We start from the raw sequence: 26,094 nt of genomic DNA, 5'->3' as shown, positions 1-26,094 counted from the left end.
ACTTCCTCCAGGCTCACCCGGTATTTTGTACCAAGCCGGTGAAATCCATAGTCTGAACTCGCTAATCAAGCTCTGTTGGCGGCAGCAGCTATCAACTCAGTACCACCCCGGCCTCGTCAAAGGGGATAAAACGACCTGCTCACGCAGCAAAAAAAAATGCTTACCATGGACGCGTTTTTGAACAGAGCAGACTCAAAAGGTTATACACAACCGAGGGGGTCCTTGTGGCTACTGGGTTTGCGTCACTTATCCACTATTTCTGTGGATAACCTTGTGAATTAGCTAGCTAAAACCGGTGCAAAGCCAGACGTGGTAAGCCTTTCAGAAAAAAAGGCAAAATATTCAACAAATGAAAAAACTAATTAAATCAATTGGTTAAATATTGCAAGTGCCAGGATAGCCGACACCATATGGGCAGCCGCTGGCGCAGAAATAGCGACAGACAAATTGTGGGTTTTTATCGGGAAAGGATCTGAAAGCGGTGGATAAATCAAGTGCTGCGGAGCAAAAATTGGCTCCCCCTGCTGGACTTGAACCAGCGACATACGGATTAACAGTCCGCCGTTCTACCGACTGAACTAAGGGGGAATCTCGTGAAGAGGCTGCGAATGGTACGCATCCGGCGGCGTCCGGTCAAGGGAAATATCCCGGTAGTTTAGTTAGATGGCGGCAAAGCCAAGTTTTTACTTAAATTACTCCCTGTCTAGGGGGTAAACTGGTGCCGGTATCTAAGGAGAGTGGTGATGAGTAAAGCATTTCAGCTGGTCAGCCAGTATCAACCGGGCGGCGATCAGCCCAAGGCCATAGCCCAGCTGCTGGAGGGCATCGACGCCGGCCTGGCCCATCAGACCTTGCTGGGGGTGACCGGTTCGGGCAAGACCTTCACCATGGCCAATGTCATCGCCACCCTGGGGCGTCCCACCATGATACTGGCGCCCAACAAGACGCTGGCGGCCCAGCTGTACGGAGAAATGAAGGAGTTCTTCCCCCATAACGCGGTGGAGTACTTCGTTTCCTACTACGACTACTACCAGCCGGAAGCCTATGTACCCAGCACCGATACCTTTATCGAGAAAGACGCCTCCATCAATGACTATATAGAGCAGATGCGGCTGTCGGCCACCAAGGCGTTGATGGAGCGACGGGATGTGGTGATCGTGGCCTCGGTGTCGGCGATCTACGGCCTGGGCGATCCCCAGTCTTATCTGAGTATGATGCTGCACCTGCGTACCGGCGACAGCCTGAACCAGCGGGATATGCTGCGGCGGCTGGCGGAGCTGCAATACAGCCGCAACGATACGGCCTTCCAGCGGGGCAGCTTCCGGGTGCGCGGCGAGGTGATCGACATCTTCCCCGCCGAATCCGACAACGAGGCGGTACGGGTTGAGCTGTTCGATGATGAAATCGAGCGCATCAGTCTGTTCGACCCGCTCACCGGGGCGGTCAGCAAGCAGCTGGCGCGCTGCACCATCTACCCCAAGACCCATTACGTTACCCCGCGGGAAACCCTGCTGTCGGCGATGGAGCTGATCAAGGCCGAGCTGCAGGAGCGCAAGCAACAGCTGCTGGCGGCCAACAAGTTGCTGGAGGAGCAGCGCATCAGCCAGCGCACCCAGTTCGATCTGGAGATGATCCAGGAGCTGGGCTATTGCTCGGGCATCGAAAACTACTCCCGTTACCTGTCGGGGCGGGGGGAGGGGGAGCCGCCGCCCACCCTGTTCGATTACCTGCCCGGCGACGGCCTGTTGATCATCGACGAATCCCATGTCACCGTGCCCCAGATAGGCGGCATGTACAAGGGCGACCGCTCACGCAAGGATACCCTGGTGGAATACGGCTTCCGCCTGCCCTCGGCGCTCGACAACCGGCCCCTGCGCTTCGAGGAATTCGAGGCGCTGATGCCGCAGACCGTGTTCGTGTCGGCCACCCCCGGCCCCTACGAACTGGACAAGTCCGGTGATCAGGTGGCCGAGCAGGTGGTGCGGCCCACCGGTCTGCTGGATCCCGAGCTGGAGGTGCGGCCGGTGGCCACCCAGGTGGACGATCTGCTGTCCGAGGCCCGCGCCCGCGCCGAGCGGGACGAGCGGGTGCTGGTCACCACCCTGACCAAGCGGATGGCGGAAGATCTCACCGAATACCTGATCGAGCATGGTCTGCGGGTGCGCTACCTGCACTCGGACATAGATACCCTGGAACGGATGGAAATCATCCGCGATCTGCGCCTGGGGATGTTCGATGTGCTGGTGGGCATCAACCTGCTGCGGGAGGGCCTGGACATGCCGGAGGTGTCACTGGTGGCGATCCTGGATGCGGACAAAGAGGGTTTCCTGCGCTCCGAGCGCTCGCTGATCCAGACCATAGGCCGGGCCGCCCGTAACCTGAGCGGCAAGGCCATCCTCTATGCGGACCGCATCACCCGCTCCATGGCCGCCGCCATCGGCGAGACTGAGCGTCGCCGCGAGCTGCAGCATGCCTTCAACCAGCAGAACGGCATAGTGCCCCAGGGGCTCAACAAGCGGGTCAGCGATGTGATGGACCTGGACGGCACCCGCCGGGTCGGCTCGAAACGGGCCAAGGACAAGCCCCAGGCGCCGACGCACCTGCCGACGCCCAAGGAGCTGACCCAGCAGATCGCCCAGCTGGAAAAGGAGATGCTCAACCATGCCCAGAACCTGGAATTCGAGCAGGCGGCTTTGGCACGCGATCGTATCCACGAACTGCGCGAGCAGCTTATTCGCAGCTGAGGGGAGGGGCCTGTCGGTCATTAGCTTATTCAAGAGCGCAGTTTTGCTGCGCCCTTGTTAGCTGGCGGTTTTGACAATATCGTTTTGTGACCGATCAGAGGATACCGAGCTGTTGCAACATTCCCATTTGATCCCATTGTTCCCAGCGTTCGACAACCTGCTCCCCAACCACGCGATCCAGGATCAACCCTTCAAACTGCGCCCGGTTGCCCGTGGGCGGTGAGTCACCGAGAGGACCTGTGTGCGTTCCTTACGGCGGTCCATCGTGTCGCCACCTTGTCACCAGCGACAATCTGATCTTCTACTGTTAGCCGTAAATCTGGAAATGCAGCCAATAAACCACTAACCAGCTCCTTGAATGCCGCAACCGAAAGATTGGGTTCTGCCGCTCCAGCCATATGAATGACACAGTTCGATGAAAAGGACTTATCCGCAGCACTAACATCACCGCGATTCAACCCATCTATCCATACTTGCTCATACTTGGTGACTTTTTGATTCACGGTCATCTACTCCGCAGGGGAATTTATAAGCAAAGGTAGACCGCGTTATTGCCATAGACAAGAACAGCCTTATATCGACTGGCTAAGGCCCACCTCAGGCGCGGGAAAAACGCGCCCCCGATTCAGAAGGCGGCAGCAGGGATGACCTCCGCCGCCCGTCACATGCCAGGGCCGGAAAATGCTCCTGCCGTTCCGGCATTCCCTCCATTCCTGGCGGTCAGATGGCCTGTGCGAGCTTACATGGGTGTACTTGCGGCGTGTTGGTGGCGGTCATCCCTGCTGCTGCTTTGGCTGCGCCACTACACACAGACAACGACTGAAGCGGTCAGCAACACACAACTTATGCCGCTACCGCTGATACCTTACTGGCCTGCCTGCGGGAACTGGTAGGCCTGGGTGCCCCACAGGGGGACGGTCGACATTGAATGTTTGTAGCTGCCGCTGGTCTCCTTGGTGCTGTAGGCGATATACAGCAGCGTCTGGCTTCGGTCATCAAAGATGCGTCTTATCTTCAGGCTTTTCAGGAAGATGCTTTTCGACTTCTTGAATACGATATCGCCGCTTTTCGAGCGGTCGATGGTGTCGATCATCGCCTTGGTGATTTCGCCGGTCTGGCGGCAGCTGATTGACATGTCCGAGGGGTCCGCCAGGTCCAGATCCGCCACTATGTTCGACATATGGCAGGTCACCCCCGGCACGTCCGGGTCGGTCAGTACCTCGATCTTGATGTCCTTGGTGGTGAACAGCCCCAGGGATACATCGCCCACTTCATTGTTATCACAGCCCAGCAGCAGGGTAGACAGGCAAAGCAGGGTAGCCGTTTTTTTGAACATATCCGCGTCCTTATCAAAAATGAATATAGCGCCTTCTGGTTGAATTACAGCCAGCCCTTGCGCTTGAAGAAGAAGTAGGTACCGCAGGCGGACATCAGCATCAGCACCAGCGACATGGGATAGCCGTAGTCGAAGCCCAGCTCCGGCAATATCTCGAAGTTCATGCCGTAGATGCTGGCGATCAGCGTCGGCGGCAGGAACACCACGGCGGCGACCGAGAAGATCTTGATCACCTTGCTCTGCTCCAGGCTGGTAAAGCCCATGGCGGCCTCCAGCTGGAAGTTGATCTTGTCGAACAGGAACTGGGTGTGGGGCAGCAGGGATTCGATGTCGTAGAGCATTTCATCAATCCACTTGCGCTGTTCGTCGCTGGCGCTCTGGCGCAGGGACCGCCTGAGGAAACGCAATGCCCGCCGGGTGTCGTACAGGGCCAGACGGATGTGGCCGTTGCCGTCTTCCTGCATCATCAGATCCGACATCGTCTTGTGCAGATCATCGACCTGCAGCACTTCCTTGGCGGTGCCTTCCAGAGTTTTGTAGCCGTCTTCGATCAGATCCGAGATGTATTCGACCTTCAGCTGGAAGATTTCCAGCAGCAGATCGGCGGCGTCTTCAACCTCCAGCCGTTCCTGGCGCATATAGTGGCGCAGCAGGCGCATCAGCCCCAGATCGTCTTCCCGGAAGCTGATCAACAGCTCGTTGCGCAGGGTAAACAGCACATTGATGCCGTCTATGTGCTTGCCGAGGCGCTGGGGAAACAAGGAATGGATATGCAGGCCGTCCTTGTCGCGATAGAAACGGGCCGAGGCTTCGATATCGTCCAGTTCATCCAGCTCGGGTGCCTCTTCCTCGAACAGCCGGCTCATCCACTGCTGCTCCTGTTCGTCGGGCTTGTGAATATCCAGCCACAGGGTGTGCTCGGGAAGGGAATCTGCCGGGGTGAGCGGCTGTATCTCGAAGGTCTTATCTTTGAACAGATAGGCGGTGATCATCAAATACTCCCGTCACTTTGTTTAGCCGCACTATATAGATACCGACGCCGGCTGTCAGGTTATCACTATTTATTGTTGTTTTTTAATGGCATAGCGAGGGGCCGACTAAACAACGGAAATCACTACTGACGAGACAGGGAAGCGAGTCGACAGGCATGGCCTTAATCCACGGCGTGTCTGCGTCCGGGCCCGACCCCTGTTGCACAGTAAGGAAAGTATTTAGTCGACGGCCTTGCCTTTCAGCAGCTTGCGTACCCAGTGGCGGTTGGGGGCCAGGGCGGCCAGCAGATCCTTGGCCAACGGATAGGGTTCATCCAGCAGCTGGGCGGCCAGCACCTCGGCCAGCAGAGGGGCGGAACAGAGCCCCCGGGAGCCCAGCCCCGACAAGACATAGAGCCCGGGCACATCGTCGGCCAGCGGAGCCAGCTGCTCCGGCGTCCGATGCAGCCCCTGGTAGTCCGTGAGCTGCGCCGCTTTATTGGCGGCGGCGCCCACCAGCGGCAGGTGATCCCGGCAGGCGGCGCGAATGCCGACCCGGCCGGCACCGGCCTCCGGGCTCAGGCCCTGCAGCACGGGCAGGGTCGCGGTCAGCTTGTTCAGGTTGTCCCGCTCTTCCTGGGGGCGGTAGTCCAGACTGCTCTGGTTGCGGCCATAGCTGGCGCCGATACAGTGGCGGCCCCGCCAGGCCGGGGTCAGGTAGCCGTCATAGCAGACCACCGTCTTGAGCGCCTCCAGGGGCGGCTGGCTGGGCTGGTGGTTGACCTGTCCCCTGACCGGATACAGGGCCAGCTCCCGGGTCTGTGGCCATTGGGTCAGCTGGTGGCCGCTGGCCAGTACCAGGTTATGGGCTCTGTATTGTCCTTGGGTTGTGTCGACCACAAAGCCGGTACCGGCGACTTCGAAGCCGGTCACCCGGGTATGATAATGGCGGTCGAGTAGTCCGGTCTGTTCGGCGGCATAAATAAAGGCCCGGGTCAGTTCGGCGGGACAGACCCAGCCGCCGAGGGGATAACGGACGCCGGGCAGTTCCACCTCCAGGCCGGTTTCCCGGCTTACGGCATCCGCAGCCAGCTCTTCGACCAGCTCGTTTGGGAAGCGTCCGGCCAGCAGCTTGTCGATCTTGGCCGAACTCTTGGCATCATGGGCCAGCTGCACCACGCCACACCAGTCATGGGCAAAGTTCGCCTGTTCGGCCAGCCGGGGCAGGGCGCGGCGGCCATAGAGGAAGGCCTGCAGATAAAACCGGCTCAGGCTGTCGTGGTCGCCGTTCAATAACGGATAAATGGCGCCCTGATGGTTACCCGAGGCCCCATTGGCGGGCTCCGTCTGTTCAACCAGGGTGACGCGGTGGCCGCGGCGGGTGAGGGAATGAGCCAGCGCCGCGCCGGCGATGCCGGCCCCGACGATCAGGGTGCTGTCACCCTGGCCGGGCCGGCGCCAGTACCAAGGGCCGGCGTAGGGCAGGCGTTGGTCGACTCGGCGCCGGCCGGCCAGCATATCCCGCTTGCGGCCGAAGCCCTTGACCTTGGCCATCTCGAAACCGGCCGCCAGCAGGCCTCGGCGCACAAAACCGGCCGAGGTGAAGGTGGCCAGGGTGGAACAGGGGCGCGCCAGCCGGGCTAGCTGGCTGAACAGCGCGGGGGTCCACATTTCGGGATTCTTGCTGGGGGCGAAGCCGTCCAGATACCAGGCGTCCACCTTGCCGGCAAGCCCGGCTTCCATCTGCGGCAGCAGCTCGGCGACGTCCCCCAGCCACAGGTCTAGGCTGGTGTCTTCATCCAGCCATAGCCGGTGGCAACCTGATATCGGCAGGGGATAGGCGGCCAGCAGCCGCTGGCTGAGTTCGGCCAGTTCGGGCCAGTGGGCCAGGGCTTTTTGCAGGTCCGTTCTGGTCAGGGGAAATTTTTCCACACTGATAAAATGCAATCTTTTGGTATTACCATTAGCATGGTGCCGGCGATAATGGCGGAAGGCCTGCCAGGTGGCGAGAAAATTCAGGCCGGTGCCGAAGCCGGTCTCGGCGACCACGAACTGGGCCCTGTCATGGTCGATAAAACGTGCCGGCAGCCCGTTCTGGCCGAGAAAAACATAGCGTGTTTCGGCCAGGCCATTATCATTGGAAAAGTAGACGTCATCGAAGGCTTCGGCCACTGGCGTGCCTTGTTCATTCCAGTCAAGGCTTGCAGTTGTAATAATGTGGGGGGACACTGAACCTCCAGGGCCGTTAAATCGGTCATTTTATGTGAGAGCGGACCAGTTTGACCAGGCTTTATGGTTAGAATTGGCGCCAAATTGATACAATGGGACAGATACATGAGAAGAGCAGTCATTACCGGGATCGGTGTGGTTTCCAGCATAGGTAACAATAAGGAAGAGGTCCTGGCTTCCCTGAAAGCAGGCCGCTCCGGTATCACCTATTCCCAACAGTTTGCCGACTATAAGCTGCGTAGCCAGGTATGGGGCAACGTTAAGATGGATCCGGCGGAGCATATCGACCGTAAGGTGATGCGCTTTATGGGTGATGCGGCCGCCTTCGCCTATCTCTCCATGCAGCAGGCGATCAAAGATGCGGGCCTGGATGAGAGCATGGTGTCCAACGAGCGTACCGGCCTGGTGGTCGGCTCGGGCGGCGCCTCCTCCAAGAACCAGATCGAAGCCTGCGACATACTGCGGGAAAAAGGCGTGCGTCGGGTCGGTCCCTACATGGTGCCGAGAACCATGTCGTCCACCACCTCCGCCTGTCTGGCCACGCCCTTTAAGATCAAGGGTGTCAACTACACCATCAGCTCCGCCTGTGCCACCTCCGCCCATTGTATCGGCAACGCCCTGGAGCAAATTCAGCTGGGTAAGCAGGACATCGTCTTTGCCGGTGGCGGCGAAGAAGTGGACTGGACCCTGGCGCTGCAGTTTGATGCCATGGGCGCCCTGTCCAGCAAATACAATGAGACTCCCGAGCAGGCTTCCCGTACCTATGATGCGGGCCGTGACGGCTTCGTTATCTCCGGCGGCGGCGGCATAGTGGTGGTCGAAGAGCTGGAGCACGCGCTCAAGCGCGGTGCCCATATCTACGCCGAAATTACCGGCTACGGCGCCACCTCCGACGGTTACGACATGGTCGCCCCCTCGGGTGAAGGTGCGGTACGCTGCATGAAACAGGCGATGGCCACAGCCCCCCACGAGGTGCAGTATATCAATACCCACGGCACCTCCACCCCGGTGGGTGATGTCAAGGAGCTGGAGGCCATCCACAGCCTGTTCGGCGACAAGGCCCCCTATATCTCCGCCACCAAGGCGATGACCGGCCATGCCCTGGGCGCGGCCGGCGTGCACGAGGCGGTATACTCCCTGCTGATGCTGGAACACGGCTTTATCGCCCCCAGCATCAACATCACCGAGCTGGACGAGAAAGCCAAGGGGCTGCCGATCGTTACCGAATACAAGGAAGTGGAGCTGGATACCGTGATGTCCAACAGCTTCGGCTTCGGCGGCACCAATGCCAGCCTGGTGTTGAGCAAATACAAGGGTTGATGTCGGCCCGGTTAAAAGACTAATAAAGAAGGGCGCCTCGGCGCCCTTTTTGACATGTGGGCCGACCGGCCCCGCATGCAGATGGATGCTGTGCTTGTCGGCACAAGGCCGAGTAACGGGCTCCCTATTCCCTATTCCCTATTCCCCGCTTTCAATTCCATCCTGTTATACCAGGCGATAAAGCCGCCGGCCCCCAGGGCGCCGAAGCCAAAGCCGAGCAGGGCGCTGGCCAGGATATCGGCCGGCCAGTGCAGTCCGAGCAGTAGGCGGGAATAGCACACGGCGATGGCCCAGGTGGCCAGTGCTGCGATCAGCCAGCGCGAGCCTTGCCGCCAGCTCAGCAACAGGCAGAAGAAGCTGGCCAGGGTCATGGCGGCAATGGCGTGACCCGAGGGGAAGGAATAGTTGACCTCTTCTCCCCAGTGCAGCTTGAGCCAGCCCGGGATCTGCTGCTCCGGCACCTGGCTCAAGCCCTGTCGCAATAATTGTTCCCGCACACTTTCCCGGTTGGCATAGAAGCTGTCGGTGTTGGGCAGGCGGCCCTGCTCGACCAGCCAGAGCACATAGGGTCTGGGCTCCTTGAAATAGAGCTTGGCCAGCGTCTTGGTGACGAAGGCGCCACCCAGGGCGGTAAACAGGCAGAGGAAAAATACCAGCAGCTGATGGGGTTTTCGGTGCCGGCGGAACAGGGTCAGCAGGCAGAGCAGCACCAGGGTGAGCAGGATACCGGCCTTGCCCACCGTCAGGGTCAGGGCATAGGCCAACAGGGCTGGGGCCTCATCCAGATCGAGCAGCGGAAACCAGTTCCAGTGCCAATGGTAACCCAGGCTGGCTACCGCCACCGGCAAGACCAGGATCAGGAACAGCAGACCAAATTTTCTCGGTAACATGATCAGACTCGCATCACAAGGAGGCGGTAAGTCTAGCAAAACCCGATCCTGATGGCAGCTGAAGCCGGTGGCGAGACGGGTTACAATGCCGGCTATTGACCAAGGGAGACAAGCATAATGAAGCTGCTGGCCGATGAAAACATGCCCTATGTGCATGAGTTGTTTGACGATTGGGCCCAGGTGACGACCTGTCCCGGACGCAGCATGAGCCCGGCGCAGGTAGCCGAGGCCGACGTGCTGCTGGTACGCTCCATCACCCGGGTGGACGAAGCGCTGCTGGCCAGGGCCCAGGGGTTAACCTTTGTCGGCACCGCCACCATCGGTTGTGATCATATCGACACCCGCTACCTGGCCGAGCGGCAGATCGGCTTCGCCAGCGCGCCCGGCTGCAACAAGGTGGCGGTCGGTGACTATCTGTTGGCGGCGCTGCTGAAGGTGGCCGGACACAAGGGCTGGCAGTTGTCTGAAAAGCGGCTGGCGGTGGTGGGCGCCGGCAATACCGGGTGCGAAGTGGCGGCCCGTGCCCGCGCCCTGGGCATGGCGGTACAGCTCTGCGATCCGCCCCGTGCGGCGCGGGAAGGCGGTGATTTTGTCAGCCTGGAGCAGGCGCTGACGGCCGATATCGTCAGTTTTCATGTGCCCCTGACCCATGGTGGTGACTATCCGACCCGGCACCTGCTGGATCGGGGGCGCATCGAGGGGCTCGGTTCGGAGCAGGTGTTGGTCAATGCCTGTCGCGGCGATGTGTGGGACAACCGGGCTCTGCTCGACCGTCAGCAGGGCCCGTCTCCCCTGACCCTGGTGATGGATGTCTGGGAGCATGAGCCGGCGGTGCTGGCCGAGCTGGTGCCCCATACCCTGATAGCCACGCCCCATATCGCCGGCTACAGCCTGGAAGGCAAGGCCAGGGGCACTTTCGCCCTGTATCAGGCCCTGTGCCAACGGCGGGGCAGGGCGGTCACCGCGGGGGTTGAGCATTTGCTGCCGGCGCCGCCGATCGCCCGTCTGACCCTGGGGCAGGCGCCGGATCAGGACATGTTCAATCGTCTGGTGCGGCTGGTGTACGATATCGATGCCGATGACCGCCGTTTTCGGGCGGCCCTTGGCCAGCCGGACTTTTTCGACCGCCTGCGTAAAACCTATCCGGAGCGCAGGGAGCTGGGCTCCCTGACCCTGGAGTACCCGGATCAGGCGGTGCTGACCCAGCTGGCCGGATTGGGATTCAATACCTGACGTTTAGGAAGCAGCAACATGATGAAACGTATCAGACGATGGTCTTTTGCTGCCGGTACCGTTGTTTACCTGGCTTCGCCTCTCGGTACCGGCGCCCTGGCGCAGGTCGTGGAGCCGGAGCCGGGTGCTGTCGGGGAGGAAGCGGCAAGTGTGGTGCTCGACAGCCGTTATGGCCCGGTCGGTCGTACCGATAACCTGTGGACCATCGCCGAACAGTACACATTGCCGCCGGCCACCGTGCATCAGACGGTGGTGGCCATCTACCATCTCAACCCGCAGGCGTTTTTAAACGGCGATATCCACCGGCTGCTCCGGGATGCCTACCTGACGCTGCCCAGCCAGCGGCAGGTACTGGACCGTTCGGCCCGGGCCGCCGAGGTCGAGTACCGCCAGTTGAGTCTGGGCCGGGTAGTCCCGCCCAGGCTGGTCATCGACGCTGTGGCGCCCGATGCGACGGCCCAGGCTCAGCCGCAGTGGGGCCCAGCCGACGGCCAGCGTCAGGACGAGCTGCAGAGCCGGCTGCTGGACGAACTGCGAGAACAGCTGATGTTGTCCAACGCCCAGCTGACCGAGCTGAACCAGTTTAATCGGCAGCTGCGCCAGCATGTCAGCGCGCTCAGTGACGAGGTGAAGGAACTAAAGGTGTCCCGGGCGGCGCCACCGGTGAACGAGCCCGGCTGGTCGGTGGCCTTTACCGATAATAAGTCGGCTCTGTTGTTGGTGCTGTCGTCACTGCTGATCCTGTTGTTGCTGTTCAAGCGGTGGGGCAGGCTGCAGGCGGATGCCGAGCAGGAAGCGCCGGAGCCTGTGGCCATGCCGTGCGGGCCCCCGGACAGCCGGCCTGCGGATCGCTTGACCATTCGGCTCCCGTCGACGGCGCCGGCGGTCCATGCCGAGGAGCAGGAGACGGCCGCGGGCGGGACGGCCTGTCCCGGTCTTAATCTGGTGGACTCCCCCCGCCGCTATGTTCCGGCCCTGGACGACATCCAGCCGGTCAGTCGGGAGCCGGCGTCCCTGCCGCCCGAGCCAATGCCGGAACCGCCTCGCTCCGTGCCTCCTGTTGCCGGGCCAACGGCAGACGCGGTGGCCGTATCCGAGCCCATACCCGAGCCGGGCCGGGTGGAGCCCAGGGGCAAGGCGGCGCCGGCAGGCTTCACCGACAAGGAGCAGGAGTTCCGGCTGGAGGTGGGGCTCGATGAATATGCCGCCGTGCTCGGACACCAGGAGGTGGACGTGGATCTGGACGAAGGCGGCATCGGCGCCAAGCTGGATCTGGCCCTGGCCTATATCGAGATCGGCGAAGCGGACGGCGCGCGGGCACTGCTTAAACAGGCATTGAAACGCGGCAACGCCGAGCAGCGGCAGCAGGCGAAAAAACTGTTGCAGCGCCTGTAAAAGCCCGGCTTAACAGGTATAATTGCCGCCATTTTTTGACCTTGGATTCGATTATGCGTATCGCCCTGGGAATAGAGTATGACGGTAGTCGCTACTATGGTTGGCAGCGTCAACGGGAAGTGCCCAGCGTCCAGGAAGAGGTGGAAAAAGCCCTCTCTAAGATTGCCGATCACCCGGTGGAGGTGCAGTGCGCCGGCCGTACCGATGCCGGCGTCCATGGCACCGGCCAGGTGGTGCATTTCGATACCCATGCCAGCCGCCAGCCGGGCGCCTGGACCCTGGGGATGAATGCCAACCTGCCGGCCGGCATCGCCGTGCGCTGGGTCAAACCGGTCGGCGACGATTTTCATGCACGCTTCAGCGCCAGCGCCCGTCGTTATCGCTATATTATTTTCAATCACAAGATGCGGCCGGCCATCCATGGCCATGGGGTCAGCCACTACCCCCAGCCGATAGACGCGGACAAGATGCACCAGGCGGGTCAGTGTTTGCTGGGGGAGCGGGACTTCAGCGCCTTCCGGGCGGTACAATGTCAGTCCAAGAGCCCCAACCGCAACGTGATGCATCTGAACGTCAAGCGCTACGGCGAGTACGTGGTGCTGGACATCAAGGCCAATGCCTTCTTGCATCATATGGTGCGCAATATTACCGGTACCCTGCTGGAAGTGGGCATGGGCAATGCCGAGTCCGGCTGGGTGCGGGAAGTGCTGGAAGGCCGGGATCGCAACCTGGCCGGGGTGACCGCCAAGGCCGGCGGGCTGTACCTGGTCTCGGTCGATTACCCCGAACACTTCGAGCTGCCGGCGACGGTACCGGGCCCGCTGTGGCTGCCCGACTATTTATAGACAAGGTATATGGCAGGTGCGCGACATAATGCTTGTCAGTTAAGCGCAACACGGGATGAATTGGCTTCCCACCGACACGCCGTAAATCCGCCATGGAGGCTCTGCTGCGCCGTCCCTGGCGCAGAAGGTCGGTTCGAAAGCCAACCCATCCCGTTAACTGACGGGTATTGGGTGCCCGCGCCGCCAGTTTTTTATCAACCTGAACGCAGTTCTGTGGTTTAATGCGGACCATGACAGCCGTTGGCCGGCAATACCAAACTGCGCGATATATTTGCATAAACGCTAAGGATTTCCATGAGTTGGCTTGAGAAGATTCTTCCCAAAAATAAAAATATCGGTGTCCGTCGTCACAATATCCCAGAAGGGGTGTGGAGCAAATGCACCAGCTGTGAACAGGTGCTGTACCGGGCCGAGCTGGATCGCAACCTGGAAGTCTGCCCCAAGTGTGATCACCATATGCGCATCGGCGCCCGCGTACGCCTGGACAAGTTCCTCGACAACGACGGACGGGAGGAGCTGGGCGCCGAGCTTGAGCCCCAGGACGTGCTCAAGTTCAAGGATTCCAAGAAGTACAAGGACAGGATCAGCGCCGCCCAGAAGAGCAGCAACGAAAAAGACGCCATGGTGGTTCTCAAGGGCAGCCTCAAGGGTCTGCCGGTCGTGGCCTGCGCCTTCGAGTTCTCCTTTATGGGGGGCTCCATGGCGTCCGTGGTCGGTGCCCGCTTCGTCAAGGCGGTCGATGCCTGTATCGCCGAGAACCGCGCCCTGATCTGTTTTTCCGCCTCCGGGGGGGCCCGCATGCAGGAGGCCCTGTTCTCGCTGATGCAGATGGCCAAGACCAGCGCCGCCCTCAACCGCCTGTCGGCCGCCGGCCTGCCGTTTATCTCTGTGCTGACTGATCCTACCATGGGCGGGGTATCCGCCAGCCTGGCGATGCTGGGTGATGTCAACGTGGGTGAGCCCAAGGCGCTGATCGGTTTCGCCGGCCCCCGGGTGATCGAACAGACGGTGCGCGAGAAGCTGCCGGAAGGCTTCCAGCGCAGTGAGTTCCTGCTGGAGCATGGCGCCATCGACATGATCATCGACCGCCGTGCAATGCGCGATCGCCTCGCCGGGCTGATCGGCAAGCTGATGAACCTGGAGCCGGTCGAACTCTGATGAGCAAGGTGTCAGCTGATTCCATGGGCCGTTCCCTGGCCGACTGGCTGGTCTACCTGGAAGGCTTGAACATGGCCCATATCGAGTTGGGCCTGAGCCGGATGGAAGCGGTCGCGGGGCGGATGGGCCTGCTCAGCCTACCGAGCCATGTGATCACGGTGGCGGGCACCAATGGCAAGGGCTCTACCTGCGCTCTGATGGAAGCCATGTTGCAGGCCTCGGGACACAGCGTCGGAGTCTATTCTTCTCCTCATTTGCTCGATTATCGGGAGCGGGTGCGGATCAACGGCCAATTTCCCGCCGCCGAACGCTTTTGCGCGGCCTTCGCCGAGGTAGAGGCCGCGCGCGGCGACATCGCCCTGACCTATTTCGAGTTCGGCACCCTGGCCGCGCTCTGGTTGTTCCGCGATGCCGCACCCGAGGTGGTGCTGCTCGAAGTGGGCCTGGGCGGCCGGCTCGACGCCACCAATGCGGTGGCCTCCGACCAGACGGTGGTGACCACCATAGCGCTGGATCATACCGACTGGCTGGGCACGGATCGGGAGGCCATCGGCCGGGAAAAGTCTGGTATCTTCCGGCCCGGGAAGGCGGCGGTCTGTGGTGAAGCTGATCCGCCCCAGAGCCTGTTGGATCATGCCCGGATCCTGGGTACGCCCCTGCGGTTGGTCGGCGTCGACTTCCATTTTCTACAGCAGGGTGAGCGTTGGAATTTCGACGGGCCGGGATTGCAGCTGACGGATCTGCCGCTGCCCAACCTGCCGCTGATGAATGCCGCCACCGCCCTGGCCACCCTGGCCTGTTCACCCTTCGTCCCCGGCCGGCAGGCGGTGGTCGACGGGCTCACCCGGGCGCGGCTGCTCGGGCGTTTGCAGCCGCTGAGCCCGCGGTTATGGGTCGATGTGGCCCATAATCCGGAATCGGCCGGCTATCTGGCGTCCCGGCTGGAGAGCCTGGGGGTGAAAGGTCGTATCCTGGCGTTGGTGGGCATGCTCAAAGACAAGGATATCGCCGCGACCCTGGCACCCATGCAGCCGCTGGTGGATGACTGGTATCTGGCGAGCCTGGCCGGCCCCAGGGCAGCGGGCGCCGAGGAACTGGCGAAGCATGTCCGGGGGCGGTGTTTTGATTCGGTGGCCGCGGCGCTGGCGGCGGCCGAAGCCGATTGCGGCGAGCAGGATATCGTCATCGCCTTCGGCTCGTTTTTCACCGTGGCAGATGTATTGGCTAACAAAATAACCGGGTAGGAACTGCATTTGGCGACTCAATTTCAGCATCGTTTGGTTGGCACCGTTATCCTGTTTGCCCTGGGCGTGATCTTCCTGCCCGATCTGTTGGATGGCAAGAAACAGCTGGTCCAGGATGAGGCGGTGACCATTCCCCTGCGTCCCGAGCTGGATCCGCCGCAACCCGTGGTGACGCAGCCGTTGCCGGTCGCTTCGGCGGCGGTGGCCCCGCAGGTCGAGCCGGCCGAGCCTGGTCGTGTTGTCCCGGCCGAGCCCGCGCCCGCGCCTGAAGTCTGGACCCTGGATCAACCGCAGGAGGCACCACCGGCGGCACCGGTCGCTAAACCCCAGCCGGTGGTGCAGGCCGCGCCCAAACCGGAGCCTGCGGCCAAACCGGAACCGGTTGCCAAGCCGGCTCCCGCGGTGGCGGCGCAGCCGGCCCCCAAACCGGCCCCGGTTCCCAAACCCGCACCCGTGATCAAGCCGGCCCCCATTATCCGCCCGGCGCCCGCGGCGCAACCGGCGGCGGCCCAGTCGCAGCCGCAGCAGGGCAGCTTTGTGGTGCAGCTGGGGGCATTTCGTAATGCGGGAAATGTGAACGATCTGGTCAATAAGTTGCGGGCGGCAGGTTATCCTGCCCAGACCTCGCCTTCGGTGCCCCAGCAGGGGGTATTGAACCGGGTGTGGGTCGGTCCCGACTCCAAGGCCCGGCTCGAGCAGCAGCTGGCGGCCCTGGAACGGCTGACCGGCCTGAAGGGGCGGGTACAGAGCTATCCCTGATACCTCAACTGCCCGGAAATGGAGAAGGAGGCCAGTCGCTGATGCGGGTGGCCTCCTTCTTTATGCCTAGGTGATGCCTAGATGCACTTGACCGGCTTGGGCAGGCCGGCCAGCTTGGTGGCCTGTTTGGCCGGGCCCTTGGGAAACAGCCGGTACAGGTAACGGCTGTTGCCCTTTTCCTCGCCCAGCTCCTTGGCCATGGCCTTGACCAGGGCGCGGATGGCCGGTGAGCTGTGGTATTTCAGATAGAACTCCCGCACAAAATGGATGACCTCCCAGTGTTCGGGGGTCAGGACAATACCTTCTTCCGCCGCCAGTGACTCAACCAGCTCTGGCTGCCAGTCCTGCACCCGTTTCAGGTAACCCTGGGCATCGGTCTCTATCTGACGGCCGTTAAATTCCAACATATCGACTCCAGTTATTGCTGCTGCCCGATCTTACCTTCAGCCTGGACCGGCGACAACGTCTCCTGTTGCTGGAAGCCTCGGGACAGCAGGTAGAGGTTATTGACCAGTTGGGTGATGTGACCCAGCAATTGCTGGGTCAGGATCTCCCATTCATCGTCGGTGGCGCGCGGCGCACTGGGCAGTGGGGTGAAGGCGGCCAGCTCCTGGTCATCCCGCAATGCCTGTGCCGCCGCCCGCAGCCGTTCGACCAGCACCTGGGCGTCCTGCAGCACATCGGCATGCCTGCGGTGAGCTCCCAGGGTCGATAAATAGGACAGCAGGGCATGGTTGCGATAGGCGATGTCGAAGCACAGATTAAGCCAGTGCCTGGGCACCGGCTCGACCCGGATATTCTGCCAGGCCAGGGCCAGCTGATTGTCGGCCTGATGGGCGCGCTTGCGGGCGATACGGTAACTCAGCTGTTCATCACGACCATGGGCAAACTGGTCGATGTCAATGCCGGCCTGATGAGGCTGCTTAGGGGTGATACGATTATCCAACTGCTCGCTACGACTATGGGCAAATTGGCCGATGATCGCGGCCAGGTAGTCGGCGTTGGCCTCCATGGCGTCGGCCATCAGCTTGGGCAGGTAACGCCGTTGCCAGTCCGGCCAGATAAACCAGACTGCGATAAAGGCCAGCAGGCATCCGGCCAGGGTATCGAGCAGGCGGGGCAGGAATACCTGCTCCTCGCTGCCTGCCAGCAGGTTGAAGGCCAGCAACGAAAACAGGGTGACGAAACAGACGGCCCAGCTGTAATGGGTCTTTACCTGGGTAAAGAAGATGAAGATGCTCAGCAGCATGATGATGAGCTGGGCGCCGACCGAGGGAAACAGGGCCAGCAGCGGCATGGCCACCAGGATACCGCCCAGGGTACCCAGGGTACGCTGTACCAGCCGTTGGCGGGTGGCGCTGAAGCTGGGCTGGCAGACAAAAAGGATGGTCAGCAGGATCCAGTAGCCCTGTTCCAGCTGCAGGCCGGCGATCAGGCCGTAGCCCAGGGCAAAGCACAGGCTGAGCCTGACCCCATGGCGAAACAGGATGGCATTGGGGTGCAGCAGTGCCTTCAACCGGGTCCAGAATGGTGGCCGCTCGGCCCGGGCCAGCGCGATACGGTCACTGCTGTAATCCAGTACCGCCGGGTGATGAGGCTGGGTCAATTGCTCGGCCCGCAACAAGGCCTGATGCAAATGCAGCATGTTGCGGGCCAGAAATTTCATCGGGCTGAGCAGGGCGTTGGGGTAATGGCGCTGCAGATGGCTGTAGTCCAGCTGATCGCCGAGCGCGCTCAGTATCCAGGCGATGCGCTTGCCGTGCCGGTAGCGGTTGTGGGTCAGGATGGCATAGCCAAGCCGGTAACAAGCCTCGCCCAGCTCACATTGGGCGGTCTGGTAGCCGGTCAGCAGATTGCCCTGCTCCAGCTCAACTTTCAGCTGCTGATAGGAATAGTGGCTGGAGGTGGCCCGTTCGTGCATATCCATCACCAGCAGATAGAGCGCCAGCAGCCGGCTCAGTTCTTCGTCCTGGGGCTCAGCGCCGTGCAGGCGGCGGTTAAGCATCAGTTTGGTGTTGTCCAGGGCGGCCACCAGCTGAATATTGAGCTGGGCCAGCTGGTGGCGCAGCTGCTGATGTTCCTGCTCCGGCGCCTCGAAAAAGCGGGCTTTTTCCAGCAGGTAGCGGGACAGGGCAAAGTAGCACTGGGCTAGCTGCTCGTGTACCTGTTTATAAGGCCAGGCGAGCAATACCAGCCAGGAAATGAGGCCGTACCAGACGGCGCCGGCGGTCAGCAACAGCGGCTGATACCAGAAGGAGGGGCTGTTCAAGTGGCCCTGCATGGCGTAGAGCGAGACCAGCAGGGTACCGAACCCCAGGGCCCGGGCGGAGGCGCCCCAGGCCCCCATCAGCATCAGCACAAAGGTACCGAACACCAGCAGGGGGCCGAACAGCAGCGGCTGATCTATGTACAGGTTGACGGCGGTAACGGCGGTAAAAAAACAGCCCAGGCTTACCAGCAATTGACGAAAGCGGCCCCAGGGGGACTGGTCGACCTCGCTCAGGGCGGCGGCCATGGCCCCCAGGGCCAGGGTGACGGCAATCTGAATTTCTCCCGTCAGCCAGCCGGATAACAGCAGGCTGGACAGGGCCAGCAATACCTTGAGGGCAAAGAAGAAATGGCTGTCGGTAAGGATTCGTCTTAACCAGGTTAGCAGGCTGGGCATCATGGGCTCATATACGGCATGCAGAGTGATGATAATAGCGCAAGGCAGGATGATGACACGACGGCTAATTCGGTCTTTATTGGCGGCGGGGCTGGTGTCATCAGTGGCCTTTGTTCACAATAGGGGTAACCATTGATATTGGGTAACTCCGATGAAAATCAAACCCTTGCCACCTTTGAACAGCCTGGTGGCCTTCGAGGCGGCGGCCCGCCATCTCAGTTTTACCCTGGCCGCCAGCGAACTCAATGTGACCCAGGGTGCTATCAGCCGGCAGATCCGTCAGCTCGAGGAGTACCTGGGCAAGCCGATGTTTGTCCGCGCCAGCCGCAGCATCAACCTGACTCCGACCGGACTGCAGTATTATCAGACCATCTACCGGGCGCTGATGGACATGGCTCAGGCCACCGGGGAAATCAAGAAATGGCAGGGGGAACAGCAGGTGACGGTAGCGACCACCAATGCCATGGCCGCCCTCTGGCTGCTGCCCAAGGTCGCCAGCTTTCAGCAGCAGCACGAGGAGGTGGATCTGCGCATCCTGGCCTCGGATCAGCTCACGGATCTGCGCCGGTTGGACTGTGATATCGCGCTGTTTTACTGCCGGCTACCGCCGGACGAGATGAAGATCACCACCTTGTTTCCGGAAGAGGTGTTTCCGGTCTGCAGTCCGAGTTACCTGGAGCGGATCCAGGGCTGGAGTACGCCGGAGGAATTGTTTGGCAAGACGCTGCTCTATCTGGATGAGTCCCAGCGGGACTGGGTTAGTTGGCAGGAATGGTTCGAGCAGGTGGGCCTGCCCCCGGCCAGCCCCCGTAACCGGGTCAACATCAACAATTATCCCATGTTGATGCAGGCGGCCATCAATGGTCAGGGCATCGCCCTGGCCTGGGGCTCGCTGGTGGACGAGTACCTGGAAAACGGCGCCCTGGTGCGGCCGGTGGACACGGTACTGCGTACCCCGGCCAATTTCTGCATGCTCGAGCCCTTGAACCGCGGCGTGGTGCCGAGCAGCGTCAAGCTGTTCCGCCAGTGGCTGCTGGAACAGCTGCCGGGGCAGGTAGGCGAGAAGGGACTGACCTGAGCCCTGTTTTCAGGTTTGCCATAACGCGAAAGGCCGGGGTATTCCCCGGCCTTTTATAAGGTATTGATGCAGCTTACTTGCCGAGCAGGGGCTCGCCTGTCCAGTCAGCCTGTTGTGACGGGCCGGACTGTGACTCGGCAGTGGCCTCTGCCAACGGCTTGACCGGGCCATCCAGCTTGGCCGGTTCCGGGTGCACATGGGCGGGCAGCATGGACCAGGGCTTGGGCTCCCGACGGATGCTGTGGAACAGGGTCAGGCTCATCACCGCGATAAAGATGGCGATGGGGAAGCCGGCAATGATGGAGGCGGTCTGCATCGCCTTGAGGCCCCCGGCGTAAAGCAGCACACCCGCAATCAGGGCGATCATGATGCCCCACAGCACCCGGATCGAGGTCGGGGGTTCGCTGGCACCCGCGGCATCCAGGGTGCAGAGCACCAGGGTGCCGGAGTCGGCCGAGGTGATGAAATAGGTGCCCAGCAGCAGGCAGGCCAGCACGCTCAGCAGCTTGCCCATGGCACCCGTGTCCAGGTTATCGAACAGGGTGAACAGCGCCTGGGTGGTATCGGCCTTGGTCGCCGCCAGGATAGGTCCACCGGTAAAGGCGTCCTGCGGCTGCTGGCCGGACTCGGCGAGCACCACGGCCTGCTGCTCATAGGCAACACGCGCGTCCTGCTCGACCTTGAGCGCGGCGCCGCCGAATACCGACATCCACAGGAAGGTGATCAGGGTAGGCACGATCAGCGCGCCGCCGATCAGTTCACGTATGGTGCGGCCCTTGGAGATGCGGGCGACGAACATGCCGACGAAGGGGGCCCAGGTCATCCACCAGGGCCAGTAGTAGGCGGTCCACCAGTTCTGCCAGCCGGAATCGTTCTGGGTATCGCTCCAGAAGCTCATGCCCACTATGTTCTGGGTATAGCTGCCGGTGCTTTCCAGCAGGGTATTGAGGATATAGCGGGTCGGGCCGACGTAGAGCACGATCAGCACCAGCACCAAGGACAGTAGCATATTCCACTCGGACAGCCGGCGAATGCCCTTGCCGACACCGGACAGCACCGAGGCCACGGCACAGGTACAGAGGATAACGATGATCAGTAGCTGTACAGCTAGGCTGATGGTGGTGCCGAACACCAGGTTCAGGCCGGTGTTGATCTGGATCACCCCCATCCCCAGGGTCTGGGAAATACCGAAGGCGGTGATGGCCACGGTGAGGATATCCACGGCATGACCGATTGGGCCATAGATGCGTTCACCAATCAACGGATACAGGATTGAACGCAGGGTAAAGGGCAGATCCTTGCGGTAGGAAAAATAGGCCAGCGCCAGGGCGACGATGATAAATACCGACCAGGGGTGCAGCCCCCAGTGGAAAAACGCCAGCTGCATGGCGGTGGCGGCGGACTCATTGGTTAACCCTGCGGTAAAGGGGTTATCGGCGTAGTGCCACATGGGCTCGGCCACCGACCAGAAGATCAGTCCGATGCCCATGCCGCCGGAAAACAGCATGGCGACCCACGACAGGTAACTGAATTCGGGCTTTTCATTGTCCTTGCCCAGGCGGATATGGCCGAAGCGGCTGACCATCAGGTACAGCAAAAAGCCGACCACCAGGCTGACCAATCCCAGGTAAAACCACTTCATATTCTGCAACAGTATGCCGGATACGGTTTCAAAATATTGCCCGGCCTGGTTGGCCAGAATGGCGCAAAACAAGACAAAACCGATGACCAGCACCTTGGATGCGATGGTCACGGTCGGATTCAATCCTTTTAGAATCCCGGATGTTGCACGCATATAACTCCTCCCTCTGCGTCGCACGCATATATGGTTAATCACTTGTTAACGGCGAGAGGTTAGGGTCATGCGGGGTCTGGCTCAACTGATTTTTTCTCATCCATGAGTGAGCACTGGTAATGCGTGGGTCGCAGAACCAGTCGCTGGATTCACAAGGATACAGCTGAGAGCGGGGGCGATGGATGACAAAAGCTCATCCATACCCGGCCAAAAAGTCGTTTGTTTGTTACCTCGGTGTTAACGAAAATGCTCCCCATCGGCACCCCGCGTGCCCGTTGCCAACATCAGCGCAGGGAGCACTGCGTCACAGTGGGAGAAATAACAATGAGCAATGTCAATCAGACCATCATTCCAGTCCGGCAGCTCGAGCAGATCGACAGCGTGTTAAACCCGATCACCGAAGCCAACGGTATGCCTAACGAGTGTTATACCAGCCAGGAATATTTCGCCTTTGAGCGGGATCAAGTTCTTGGCAAGACCTGGACCTGTGTCGGCTTTGCTTCCGACCTGGTCAAGAACGGCTTCGTCAAGCCGGTCAGTTTTATGGATCTGCCTCTGCTGATGATGCGCAACAAGGACGGGGAAGTGCAGGTATTCCACAATGTCTGCAGCCACCGGGGCATGCAGCTGGTGCACGAGGCTGGCGAAGTGCAGGGCATGATCCGCTGCCCCTACCACTCCTGGACCTATGATCTGAACGGCAACCTCAAGGGCACCCCCCATGTGGGCGGCATCGCCAAGCACAAGGATGATCGCTTCAAGTGCGAAAAGCACGGCCTCAAGGCCCTGCGTTCCGCGGTATGGATGGACATGGTGTTCGTCAACCTGTCCGGCGATGCCGCCCCCTTCGAAGAGCATATCGCGCCCCTGGAAACCCGTTGGAAAGAGTTCCTGGGCGAAGACGGCCTGGGCCTGCTGCGCCGGGCCAACATGGGCGGCCACCTGGAAATCGAAGTGGCCAGCAACTGGAAGCTGACCGTGGAAAACTACTGCGAAGCCTACCACCTGCCCTGGGTGCACCCGGCTCTGAACACCTATTCCAAGCTGGAAGACCACTACAACATCATGTTCGAGGAGCGATTCGCCGGACAGGGCAGTTACAAATACAACCTGTCCGACACCGCCGGTACCCACCTGCCCAAGTTCCCGAGCTGGCCGGAAGAAAAGTTGCGTCATGCGGAATACGTGGCCCTGTTCCCCAACGTGCTGCTGGGCATCCAGGCGGATCACGCCTTCGCCATGATGATCGATCCGATCCATGCGGAAAAGACCGTCGAAAACCTGCGCCTCTACTATGTGGGCGATGAAGCGACCAAAGACGAATACGCCGCCTGCCGTACCGCCACCCTGGAATCCTGGCGCGTGGTGTTCGGTGAAGACATCGGTGCCGTGGAAGGCATGCAGAAAGGCCGTCACTCCCCCGGATTCGGCGGTGGCGTGTTCTCTCCCGAGATGGACCTGCCGACCCACTTCTTCCAGAAGTGGCTGGCCAACCAGGTAAAAGCGGCGCTGGAGGCGTAATCAATGCAGCATTATCAGAACTATATCGATGGTCAGTGGCGGGATGCATCCCGCCAACTTACAGTCATGAATCCGGGCACCGGTGAAGCCTACGCCACCATCGCCCAGGCTAGCATCGAGGATGCGGATCTGGCGATGGCCGCGGCCCGCCGTTGTGTGGAAAGCGGCGCCCTGAGCGATGTCCGTCCGGCCCAGCGCACCCGCTGGCTGCTGAAGTCCGCCGATGCCATCCGCGCCATCGCCGACGAGGGCGGCCTGGTCGGTTGCCGGGAAAACGGCAAGAGCCTGAATGACGCCCGGGATGAATTTCTGGAAGCGGCCCGCTATTTCGAATACTACGCGGGCATGGCCGACAAGATTGAAGGCATCTCGGTACCGCTCGGCAAGGACTATGTGGACTTCACCCAGTATGTGCCGTTCGGGGTGTCGGTGCAGATTGTGCCCTGGAACTTCCCGGTATCCATCTGTGCCCGCTCCCTGGCCCCGGCCCTGGCGGCCGGCAATGCGGTGGTGATCAAGTCTCCGGAAATTTCACCGCTGGCCATGACCCTGCTGGTCAAGGCCATCGAGCAGGCTGGCTTCCCCCAGGGGGCGGTCAACCTGTTGTGCGGCAAGGGCTCGGAGGTGGGCAGCCACCTAGTCAAGCATCAGGACACCAACCAGATAGTGTTTACCGGTTCGGTACCGACCGGCCAGCGCATCCTCAGGGATGCGGCCGAGCGCGCCACCCCGTCGGTGATGGAGCTGGGCGGCAAGTCCGCGGCCATCGCCCTCAAGGACGTGGACCTGGATACCCTGCTGGCCAGTGTGAAAGTCGGCATCTTCTTCAATGCCGGCCAGGTATGTTCGGCCATGTCCCGTCTGCTGGTGCAGCGTGACCGCTACGAAGAAGTGAAGGCGGCGGTGGTTGCCCTGGCCGAAGGCCTGACCATTGGTCAGGGCGAAGGCAACCCGGATCTGACCCCTGTGGTTTCCAAGGATCAGCAGCAGCGGGTGCTGGCGATGATCGAGCAGGCCCGGGCCGAGGGCGCCCAGATCCTCACCGGCGGCGTGGCGCCTGACTTGTCCGGCTACTTTGTGGCGCCGACCGTGATCGAAGCGACCCCCGAGATGACCATTGCCCGGGAGGAAGTGTTTGGTCCCGTGCTAGTGATCATGCCCTTCGACAGCGAAGACGACGCCATCGAACTGGCTAACGGCACCGATTTCGGCTTGGTCGCCGGGGTGTTCGGCGAAGGCCTGAGCCAGACCCTGCGTATGGCCAACCGGCTGCGCGGCGGCCAGGTGTTCATCAACGAGTGGTTTGCCGGTGGCATCGAGACGCCGTTTGGCGGCGTGGGCCTGTCGGGCTTTGGTCGCGAGAAAGGACAGGAAGCGATTTACAGCTATGTCCAGACCCGCAATATCGGCATTCGCCTGCGCCAGGGCTGATACCAACCAGTGAAAGGGCCGGAGGTGGCCAGTCGGCTTGAGACTGACCATCACCGGCTTGAAGCAAAGCAGTAACAGGGTAGTGGGGAGAACAAGATGAAAAAGTGGTTATGCATCATCTGCGGACTGATCTATGACGAAGCCAAGGGCTGGCCTGCCGACGGCATTGCCCCGGGTACCGCCTGGGAAGACGTGCCGGATGACTGGGTGTGCCCCGACTGCCTGGTGGGCAAGGCCGACTTCGAGATGATGGAGATCACCGACGAAGAGCCGGCCCCGCTGGCGGCGGTCGCCGAGGTCAGCACCCCGGTTGCCGAGACAGCCCCCGAGCCGGTGGTGATCATCGGTACCGGTCATGGCGGTTATCAGCTGGCGGCGGCGTTGCGCGCCCAGTCTCCCGACTTGCCCATTACCCTGTTTACCGCCGATGACGGCGCCCTGTACAGCAAGCCGGCGTTGTCCAACGCCCTGGCCCTGGGCAAGGACGGCGACAGCCTGGTCAGCGAAACGGCGCTGGCCTGGGAGCAGCGGCTCAAGGTGCGGGTCTATCCCCATACCCGGGTTGAGCATATCGACCGGGAAAACAAGCTGCTGCACACCAACATCGGCAGCTACCCCTATGGCCGCCTGGTACTGGCGACCGGGGCATCCCCCATCGTCATTCCGGTTGAAGGCGAGCAGGGGGCTATGATCAGCGTCAATGACCTGGTCGATTACCGCCGGTTCCGCCAACAGCTGGCCGGCAAAAAACACGTGACTATCCTGGGTGACGGCCTGATCGGCTGCGAATTTGCCAACGATCTGGCGGCCCAGGGAGTCGAGGTGACTGTGGTTGGCCTGGGGCAATGGCCGATGGAACGATTGATCCCGCAACCCCTGGGACAGGCATTGCAGCGTGCCCTGAGCGGCTTGGGCGTAGACTGGGCCCTGCAGGACAGCATCGACCGGATAGACAGCCAGGGTGAGGGCTACCGCCTGCAGCTGCAGAGCGGCCGCACGCTGGACGCCGACCTGGTGCTGAGCGCGGTGGGCCTGCGGCCCAATGCCGGGCTTGCCCAGGCGGCCGGACTGGCGACCGGCCGTGGCATCAGTGTCGATGCCAGTCACCAGAGTTCGGACCCGCATATCTTCGCCTTGGGTGACTGTGCCGAGGTGGAAGGTCAGTGGGCGCCCTATATCGCGCCCATCAACCAGGCGATTCCGGCCCTGGTCAAGAGTCTGCTGGGTCATACCACGGCGGCGGCCCTGAAGGCCACGCCGGTACTGGTCAAGACCCCGGTGTTGCCCTTGTCGGTGTTGCCGGCGACGGGAGCAGGGGAATGGCGCACCGAGGTGCATGGCACCGAGCTGGCCGCCGGTTTTTACGGTGTAGACGGTGAGCTGAAAGGCTTTGCCCTGCTTGGCAGCCAGCTGCAGGGGCAGAGAAGCGCCTGGCTGGCACGGCTCAATTTACAACAGAACGCAGCTTAAGGAATAAAAG

At 61.3% G+C, this 26,094-nt stretch carries 20 protein-coding genes, 1 tRNA gene and 1 pseudogene; 12 read left to right on the top strand and 10 right to left on the bottom strand.

Annotated elements, in window-relative coordinates; all coding sequences use genetic code 11:
- Positions 1-512 precede the first annotated feature (512 nt).
- Positions 513-588: transfer RNA gene (locus ABD806_RS04570), tRNA-Asn, on the bottom strand.
- 155 nt (positions 589-743) lie between these two features.
- On the opposite strand from ABD806_RS04570, the gene uvrB reads away from it, so the two are divergent.
- Positions 744-2,744 carry an excinuclease ABC subunit UvrB gene (uvrB, locus tag ABD806_RS04565; protein ID WP_344955156.1) on the top strand — a complete coding sequence of 667 codons (2,001 nt, stop codon included), beginning with the start codon at positions 744-746 and terminating at the stop codon, positions 2,742-2,744.
- Between the two features lie 94 nt (positions 2,745-2,838).
- Here uvrB and ABD806_RS18015 read toward each other — a convergent pair.
- The 5 genes and pseudogenes from ABD806_RS18015 to mnmC form a co-directional block, all read right to left on the bottom strand.
- Positions 2,839-2,934 (bottom strand): annotated as a pseudogene (locus ABD806_RS18015) (hypothetical protein); the annotation flags it as partial.
- A 34-nt stretch (positions 2,935-2,968) separates the two neighbouring features.
- Entirely contained in the window at positions 2,969-3,253 is a 285-nt protein-coding gene (locus ABD806_RS04560; RefSeq protein ID WP_344955154.1) for an ester cyclase, read from the bottom strand.
- Between the two features lie 356 nt (positions 3,254-3,609).
- On the bottom strand, positions 3,610-4,080 hold the full coding sequence (locus tag ABD806_RS04555) for a CreA family protein (protein ID WP_344955152.1): 471 nt from the start codon (positions 4,078-4,080) through the stop codon (positions 3,610-3,612).
- Between the two features lie 44 nt (positions 4,081-4,124).
- Positions 4,125-5,072 carry a magnesium/cobalt transporter CorA gene (gene corA, locus ABD806_RS04550; RefSeq protein ID WP_344955150.1) on the bottom strand — a complete coding sequence of 316 codons (948 nt, stop codon included), beginning with the start codon at positions 5,070-5,072 and terminating at the stop codon, positions 4,125-4,127.
- 219 nt (positions 5,073-5,291) lie between these two features.
- A complete protein-coding gene (gene mnmC / locus ABD806_RS04545; protein WP_344955148.1) occupies positions 5,292-7,280 on the bottom strand; it encodes a bifunctional tRNA (5-methylaminomethyl-2-thiouridine)(34)-methyltransferase MnmC2/FAD-dependent 5-carboxymethylaminomethyl-2-thiouridine(34) oxidoreductase MnmC1 in 1,989 nt (662 codons plus the stop codon).
- 105 nt (positions 7,281-7,385) lie between these two features.
- Between mnmC and fabB the strand changes: the two genes are divergently transcribed.
- Positions 7,386-8,600 (top strand): beta-ketoacyl-ACP synthase I, encoded by a 1,215-nt coding sequence (gene fabB / locus ABD806_RS04540; RefSeq protein ID WP_344955146.1) that lies wholly within the window; start codon positions 7,386-7,388, stop codon positions 8,598-8,600.
- Positions 8,601-8,731: 131 nt separating this feature from the next.
- On the opposite strand, the gene ABD806_RS04535 is transcribed toward fabB, so the two are convergent.
- Positions 8,732-9,490 carry a phosphatase PAP2 family protein gene (locus tag ABD806_RS04535; RefSeq protein ID WP_344955144.1) on the bottom strand — a complete coding sequence of 253 codons (759 nt, stop codon included), beginning with the start codon at positions 9,488-9,490 and terminating at the stop codon, positions 8,732-8,734.
- 117 nt (positions 9,491-9,607) lie between these two features.
- On the opposite strand from ABD806_RS04535, the gene ABD806_RS04530 reads away from it, so the two are divergent.
- The 6 genes from ABD806_RS04530 to dedD all read left to right on the top strand — a co-directional run bounded on the left by ABD806_RS04530 (position 9,608) and on the right by dedD (position 16,124).
- The gene (locus ABD806_RS04530) at positions 9,608-10,723 is read left to right on the top strand and encodes a 4-phosphoerythronate dehydrogenase (protein WP_344955141.1); all 1,116 of its coding nucleotides are present in this window, start codon (positions 9,608-9,610) and stop codon (positions 10,721-10,723) included.
- Between the two features lie 18 nt (positions 10,724-10,741).
- Complete coding sequence (locus ABD806_RS04525; protein WP_344955140.1) at positions 10,742-12,118, top strand: FimV/HubP family polar landmark protein; 1,377 nt, start codon at positions 10,742-10,744, stop codon at positions 12,116-12,118.
- Between the two features lie 53 nt (positions 12,119-12,171).
- On the top strand, positions 12,172-12,963 hold the full coding sequence (gene truA, locus ABD806_RS04520; protein WP_344955138.1) for a tRNA pseudouridine(38-40) synthase TruA: 792 nt from the start codon (positions 12,172-12,174) through the stop codon (positions 12,961-12,963).
- 294 nt (positions 12,964-13,257) lie between these two features.
- Positions 13,258-14,121: an acetyl-CoA carboxylase, carboxyltransferase subunit beta gene (accD, locus tag ABD806_RS04515; RefSeq protein WP_344955135.1), complete on the top strand. Its 864-nt coding sequence runs from the start codon at positions 13,258-13,260 to the stop codon at positions 14,119-14,121.
- Complete coding sequence (gene folC, locus ABD806_RS04510; RefSeq protein ID WP_344955133.1) at positions 14,121-15,365, top strand: bifunctional tetrahydrofolate synthase/dihydrofolate synthase; 1,245 nt, start codon at positions 14,121-14,123, stop codon at positions 15,363-15,365. Before accD ends, folC begins: the two co-directional genes overlap by 1 nt.
- A gap of 9 nt (positions 15,366-15,374) precedes the next feature.
- Positions 15,375-16,124: a cell division protein DedD gene (dedD, locus tag ABD806_RS04505; protein ID WP_344955131.1), complete on the top strand. Its 750-nt coding sequence runs from the start codon at positions 15,375-15,377 to the stop codon at positions 16,122-16,124.
- A gap of 77 nt (positions 16,125-16,201) precedes the next feature.
- Here dedD and ABD806_RS04500 read toward each other — a convergent pair whose 3' ends face one another.
- Both ABD806_RS04500 and ABD806_RS04495 read right to left on the bottom strand, forming a co-directional pair.
- Complete coding sequence (locus ABD806_RS04500; RefSeq protein ID WP_344955129.1) at positions 16,202-16,531, bottom strand: TusE/DsrC/DsvC family sulfur relay protein; 330 nt, start codon at positions 16,529-16,531, stop codon at positions 16,202-16,204.
- Between the two features lie 11 nt (positions 16,532-16,542).
- Positions 16,543-18,789: an FUSC family membrane protein gene (locus ABD806_RS04495; protein ID WP_344955127.1), complete on the bottom strand. Its 2,247-nt coding sequence runs from the start codon at positions 18,787-18,789 to the stop codon at positions 16,543-16,545.
- A 151-nt stretch (positions 18,790-18,940) separates the two neighbouring features.
- Between ABD806_RS04495 and gcvA the strand changes: the two genes are divergently transcribed.
- Positions 18,941-19,867 carry a transcriptional regulator GcvA gene (gcvA, locus tag ABD806_RS04490; protein WP_344955125.1) on the top strand — a complete coding sequence of 309 codons (927 nt, stop codon included), beginning with the start codon at positions 18,941-18,943 and terminating at the stop codon, positions 19,865-19,867.
- A gap of 73 nt (positions 19,868-19,940) precedes the next feature.
- Here gcvA and ABD806_RS04485 read toward each other — a convergent pair whose 3' ends face one another.
- Positions 19,941-21,662, bottom strand: coding sequence for a BCCT family transporter (locus ABD806_RS04485; protein ID WP_344955123.1), 1,722 nt, complete (start codon positions 21,660-21,662; stop codon positions 19,941-19,943).
- 324 nt (positions 21,663-21,986) lie between these two features.
- Between ABD806_RS04485 and ABD806_RS04480 the strand changes: the two genes are divergently transcribed.
- The 3 genes from ABD806_RS04480 to ABD806_RS04465 all read left to right on the top strand — a co-directional run bounded on the left by ABD806_RS04480 (position 21,987) and on the right by ABD806_RS04465 (position 26,084).
- Positions 21,987-23,183, top strand: a complete 1,197-nt coding sequence (locus ABD806_RS04480) for an aromatic ring-hydroxylating oxygenase subunit alpha (protein ID WP_344955121.1) — start codon at positions 21,987-21,989, stop codon at positions 23,181-23,183.
- A 3-nt stretch (positions 23,184-23,186) separates the two neighbouring features.
- Entirely contained in the window at positions 23,187-24,614 is a 1,428-nt protein-coding gene (locus tag ABD806_RS04475) for an aldehyde dehydrogenase family protein (protein WP_344955119.1), read from the top strand.
- A 96-nt stretch (positions 24,615-24,710) separates the two neighbouring features.
- Positions 24,711-26,084, top strand: coding sequence for an FAD-dependent oxidoreductase (locus ABD806_RS04465; protein WP_425583070.1), 1,374 nt, complete (start codon positions 24,711-24,713; stop codon positions 26,082-26,084).
- Positions 26,085-26,094: the final 10 nt, after the last annotated feature.

Source organism: Zobellella aerophila (assembly GCF_039539325.1).
GTDB lineage: Bacteria > Pseudomonadota > Gammaproteobacteria > Enterobacterales > Aeromonadaceae > Oceanimonas > Oceanimonas aerophila.
The sequence above is the reverse complement of the archived record's forward strand: the minus strand, read 5'-3'. Positions and strand labels throughout refer to the sequence as shown.

Excerpts from the sequence above, each read along its gene's own strand:
- uvrB (WP_344955156.1), top strand. The coding sequence starts at position 744 with ATGAGTAAAGCATTTCAGCTGGTCAGCCAGTATCAACCGGGCGGCGAT.
- ABD806_RS04560 (WP_344955154.1), bottom strand. The coding sequence starts at position 3,253 with ATGACCGTGAATCAAAAAGTCACCAAGTATGAGCAAGTATGGATAGAT.
- ABD806_RS04555 (WP_344955152.1), bottom strand. The coding sequence starts at position 4,080 with ATGTTCAAAAAAACGGCTACCCTGCTTTGCCTGTCTACCCTGCTGCTG.
- corA (WP_344955150.1), bottom strand. The coding sequence starts at position 5,072 with ATGATCACCGCCTATCTGTTCAAAGATAAGACCTTCGAGATACAGCCG.
- fabB (WP_344955146.1), top strand. The coding sequence starts at position 7,386 with ATGAGAAGAGCAGTCATTACCGGGATCGGTGTGGTTTCCAGCATAGGT.
- ABD806_RS04535 (WP_344955144.1), bottom strand. The coding sequence starts at position 9,490 with ATGTTACCGAGAAAATTTGGTCTGCTGTTCCTGATCCTGGTCTTGCCG.
- ABD806_RS04530 (WP_344955141.1), top strand. The coding sequence starts at position 9,608 with ATGAAGCTGCTGGCCGATGAAAACATGCCCTATGTGCATGAGTTGTTT.
- ABD806_RS04525 (WP_344955140.1), top strand. The coding sequence starts at position 10,742 with ATGATGAAACGTATCAGACGATGGTCTTTTGCTGCCGGTACCGTTGTT.
- truA (WP_344955138.1), top strand. The coding sequence starts at position 12,172 with ATGCGTATCGCCCTGGGAATAGAGTATGACGGTAGTCGCTACTATGGT.
- accD (WP_344955135.1), top strand. The coding sequence starts at position 13,258 with ATGAGTTGGCTTGAGAAGATTCTTCCCAAAAATAAAAATATCGGTGTC.
- folC (WP_344955133.1), top strand. The coding sequence starts at position 14,121 with ATGAGCAAGGTGTCAGCTGATTCCATGGGCCGTTCCCTGGCCGACTGG.
- ABD806_RS04500 (WP_344955129.1), bottom strand. The coding sequence starts at position 16,531 with ATGTTGGAATTTAACGGCCGTCAGATAGAGACCGATGCCCAGGGTTAC.
- ABD806_RS04495 (WP_344955127.1), bottom strand. The coding sequence starts at position 18,789 with ATGCCCAGCCTGCTAACCTGGTTAAGACGAATCCTTACCGACAGCCAT.
- gcvA (WP_344955125.1), top strand. The coding sequence starts at position 18,941 with ATGAAAATCAAACCCTTGCCACCTTTGAACAGCCTGGTGGCCTTCGAG.
- ABD806_RS04485 (WP_344955123.1), bottom strand. The coding sequence starts at position 21,662 with ATGCGTGCAACATCCGGGATTCTAAAAGGATTGAATCCGACCGTGACC.
- ABD806_RS04480 (WP_344955121.1), top strand. The coding sequence starts at position 21,987 with ATGAGCAATGTCAATCAGACCATCATTCCAGTCCGGCAGCTCGAGCAG.
- ABD806_RS04475 (WP_344955119.1), top strand. The coding sequence starts at position 23,187 with ATGCAGCATTATCAGAACTATATCGATGGTCAGTGGCGGGATGCATCC.
- ABD806_RS04465 (WP_425583070.1), top strand. The coding sequence starts at position 24,711 with ATGAAAAAGTGGTTATGCATCATCTGCGGACTGATCTATGACGAAGCC.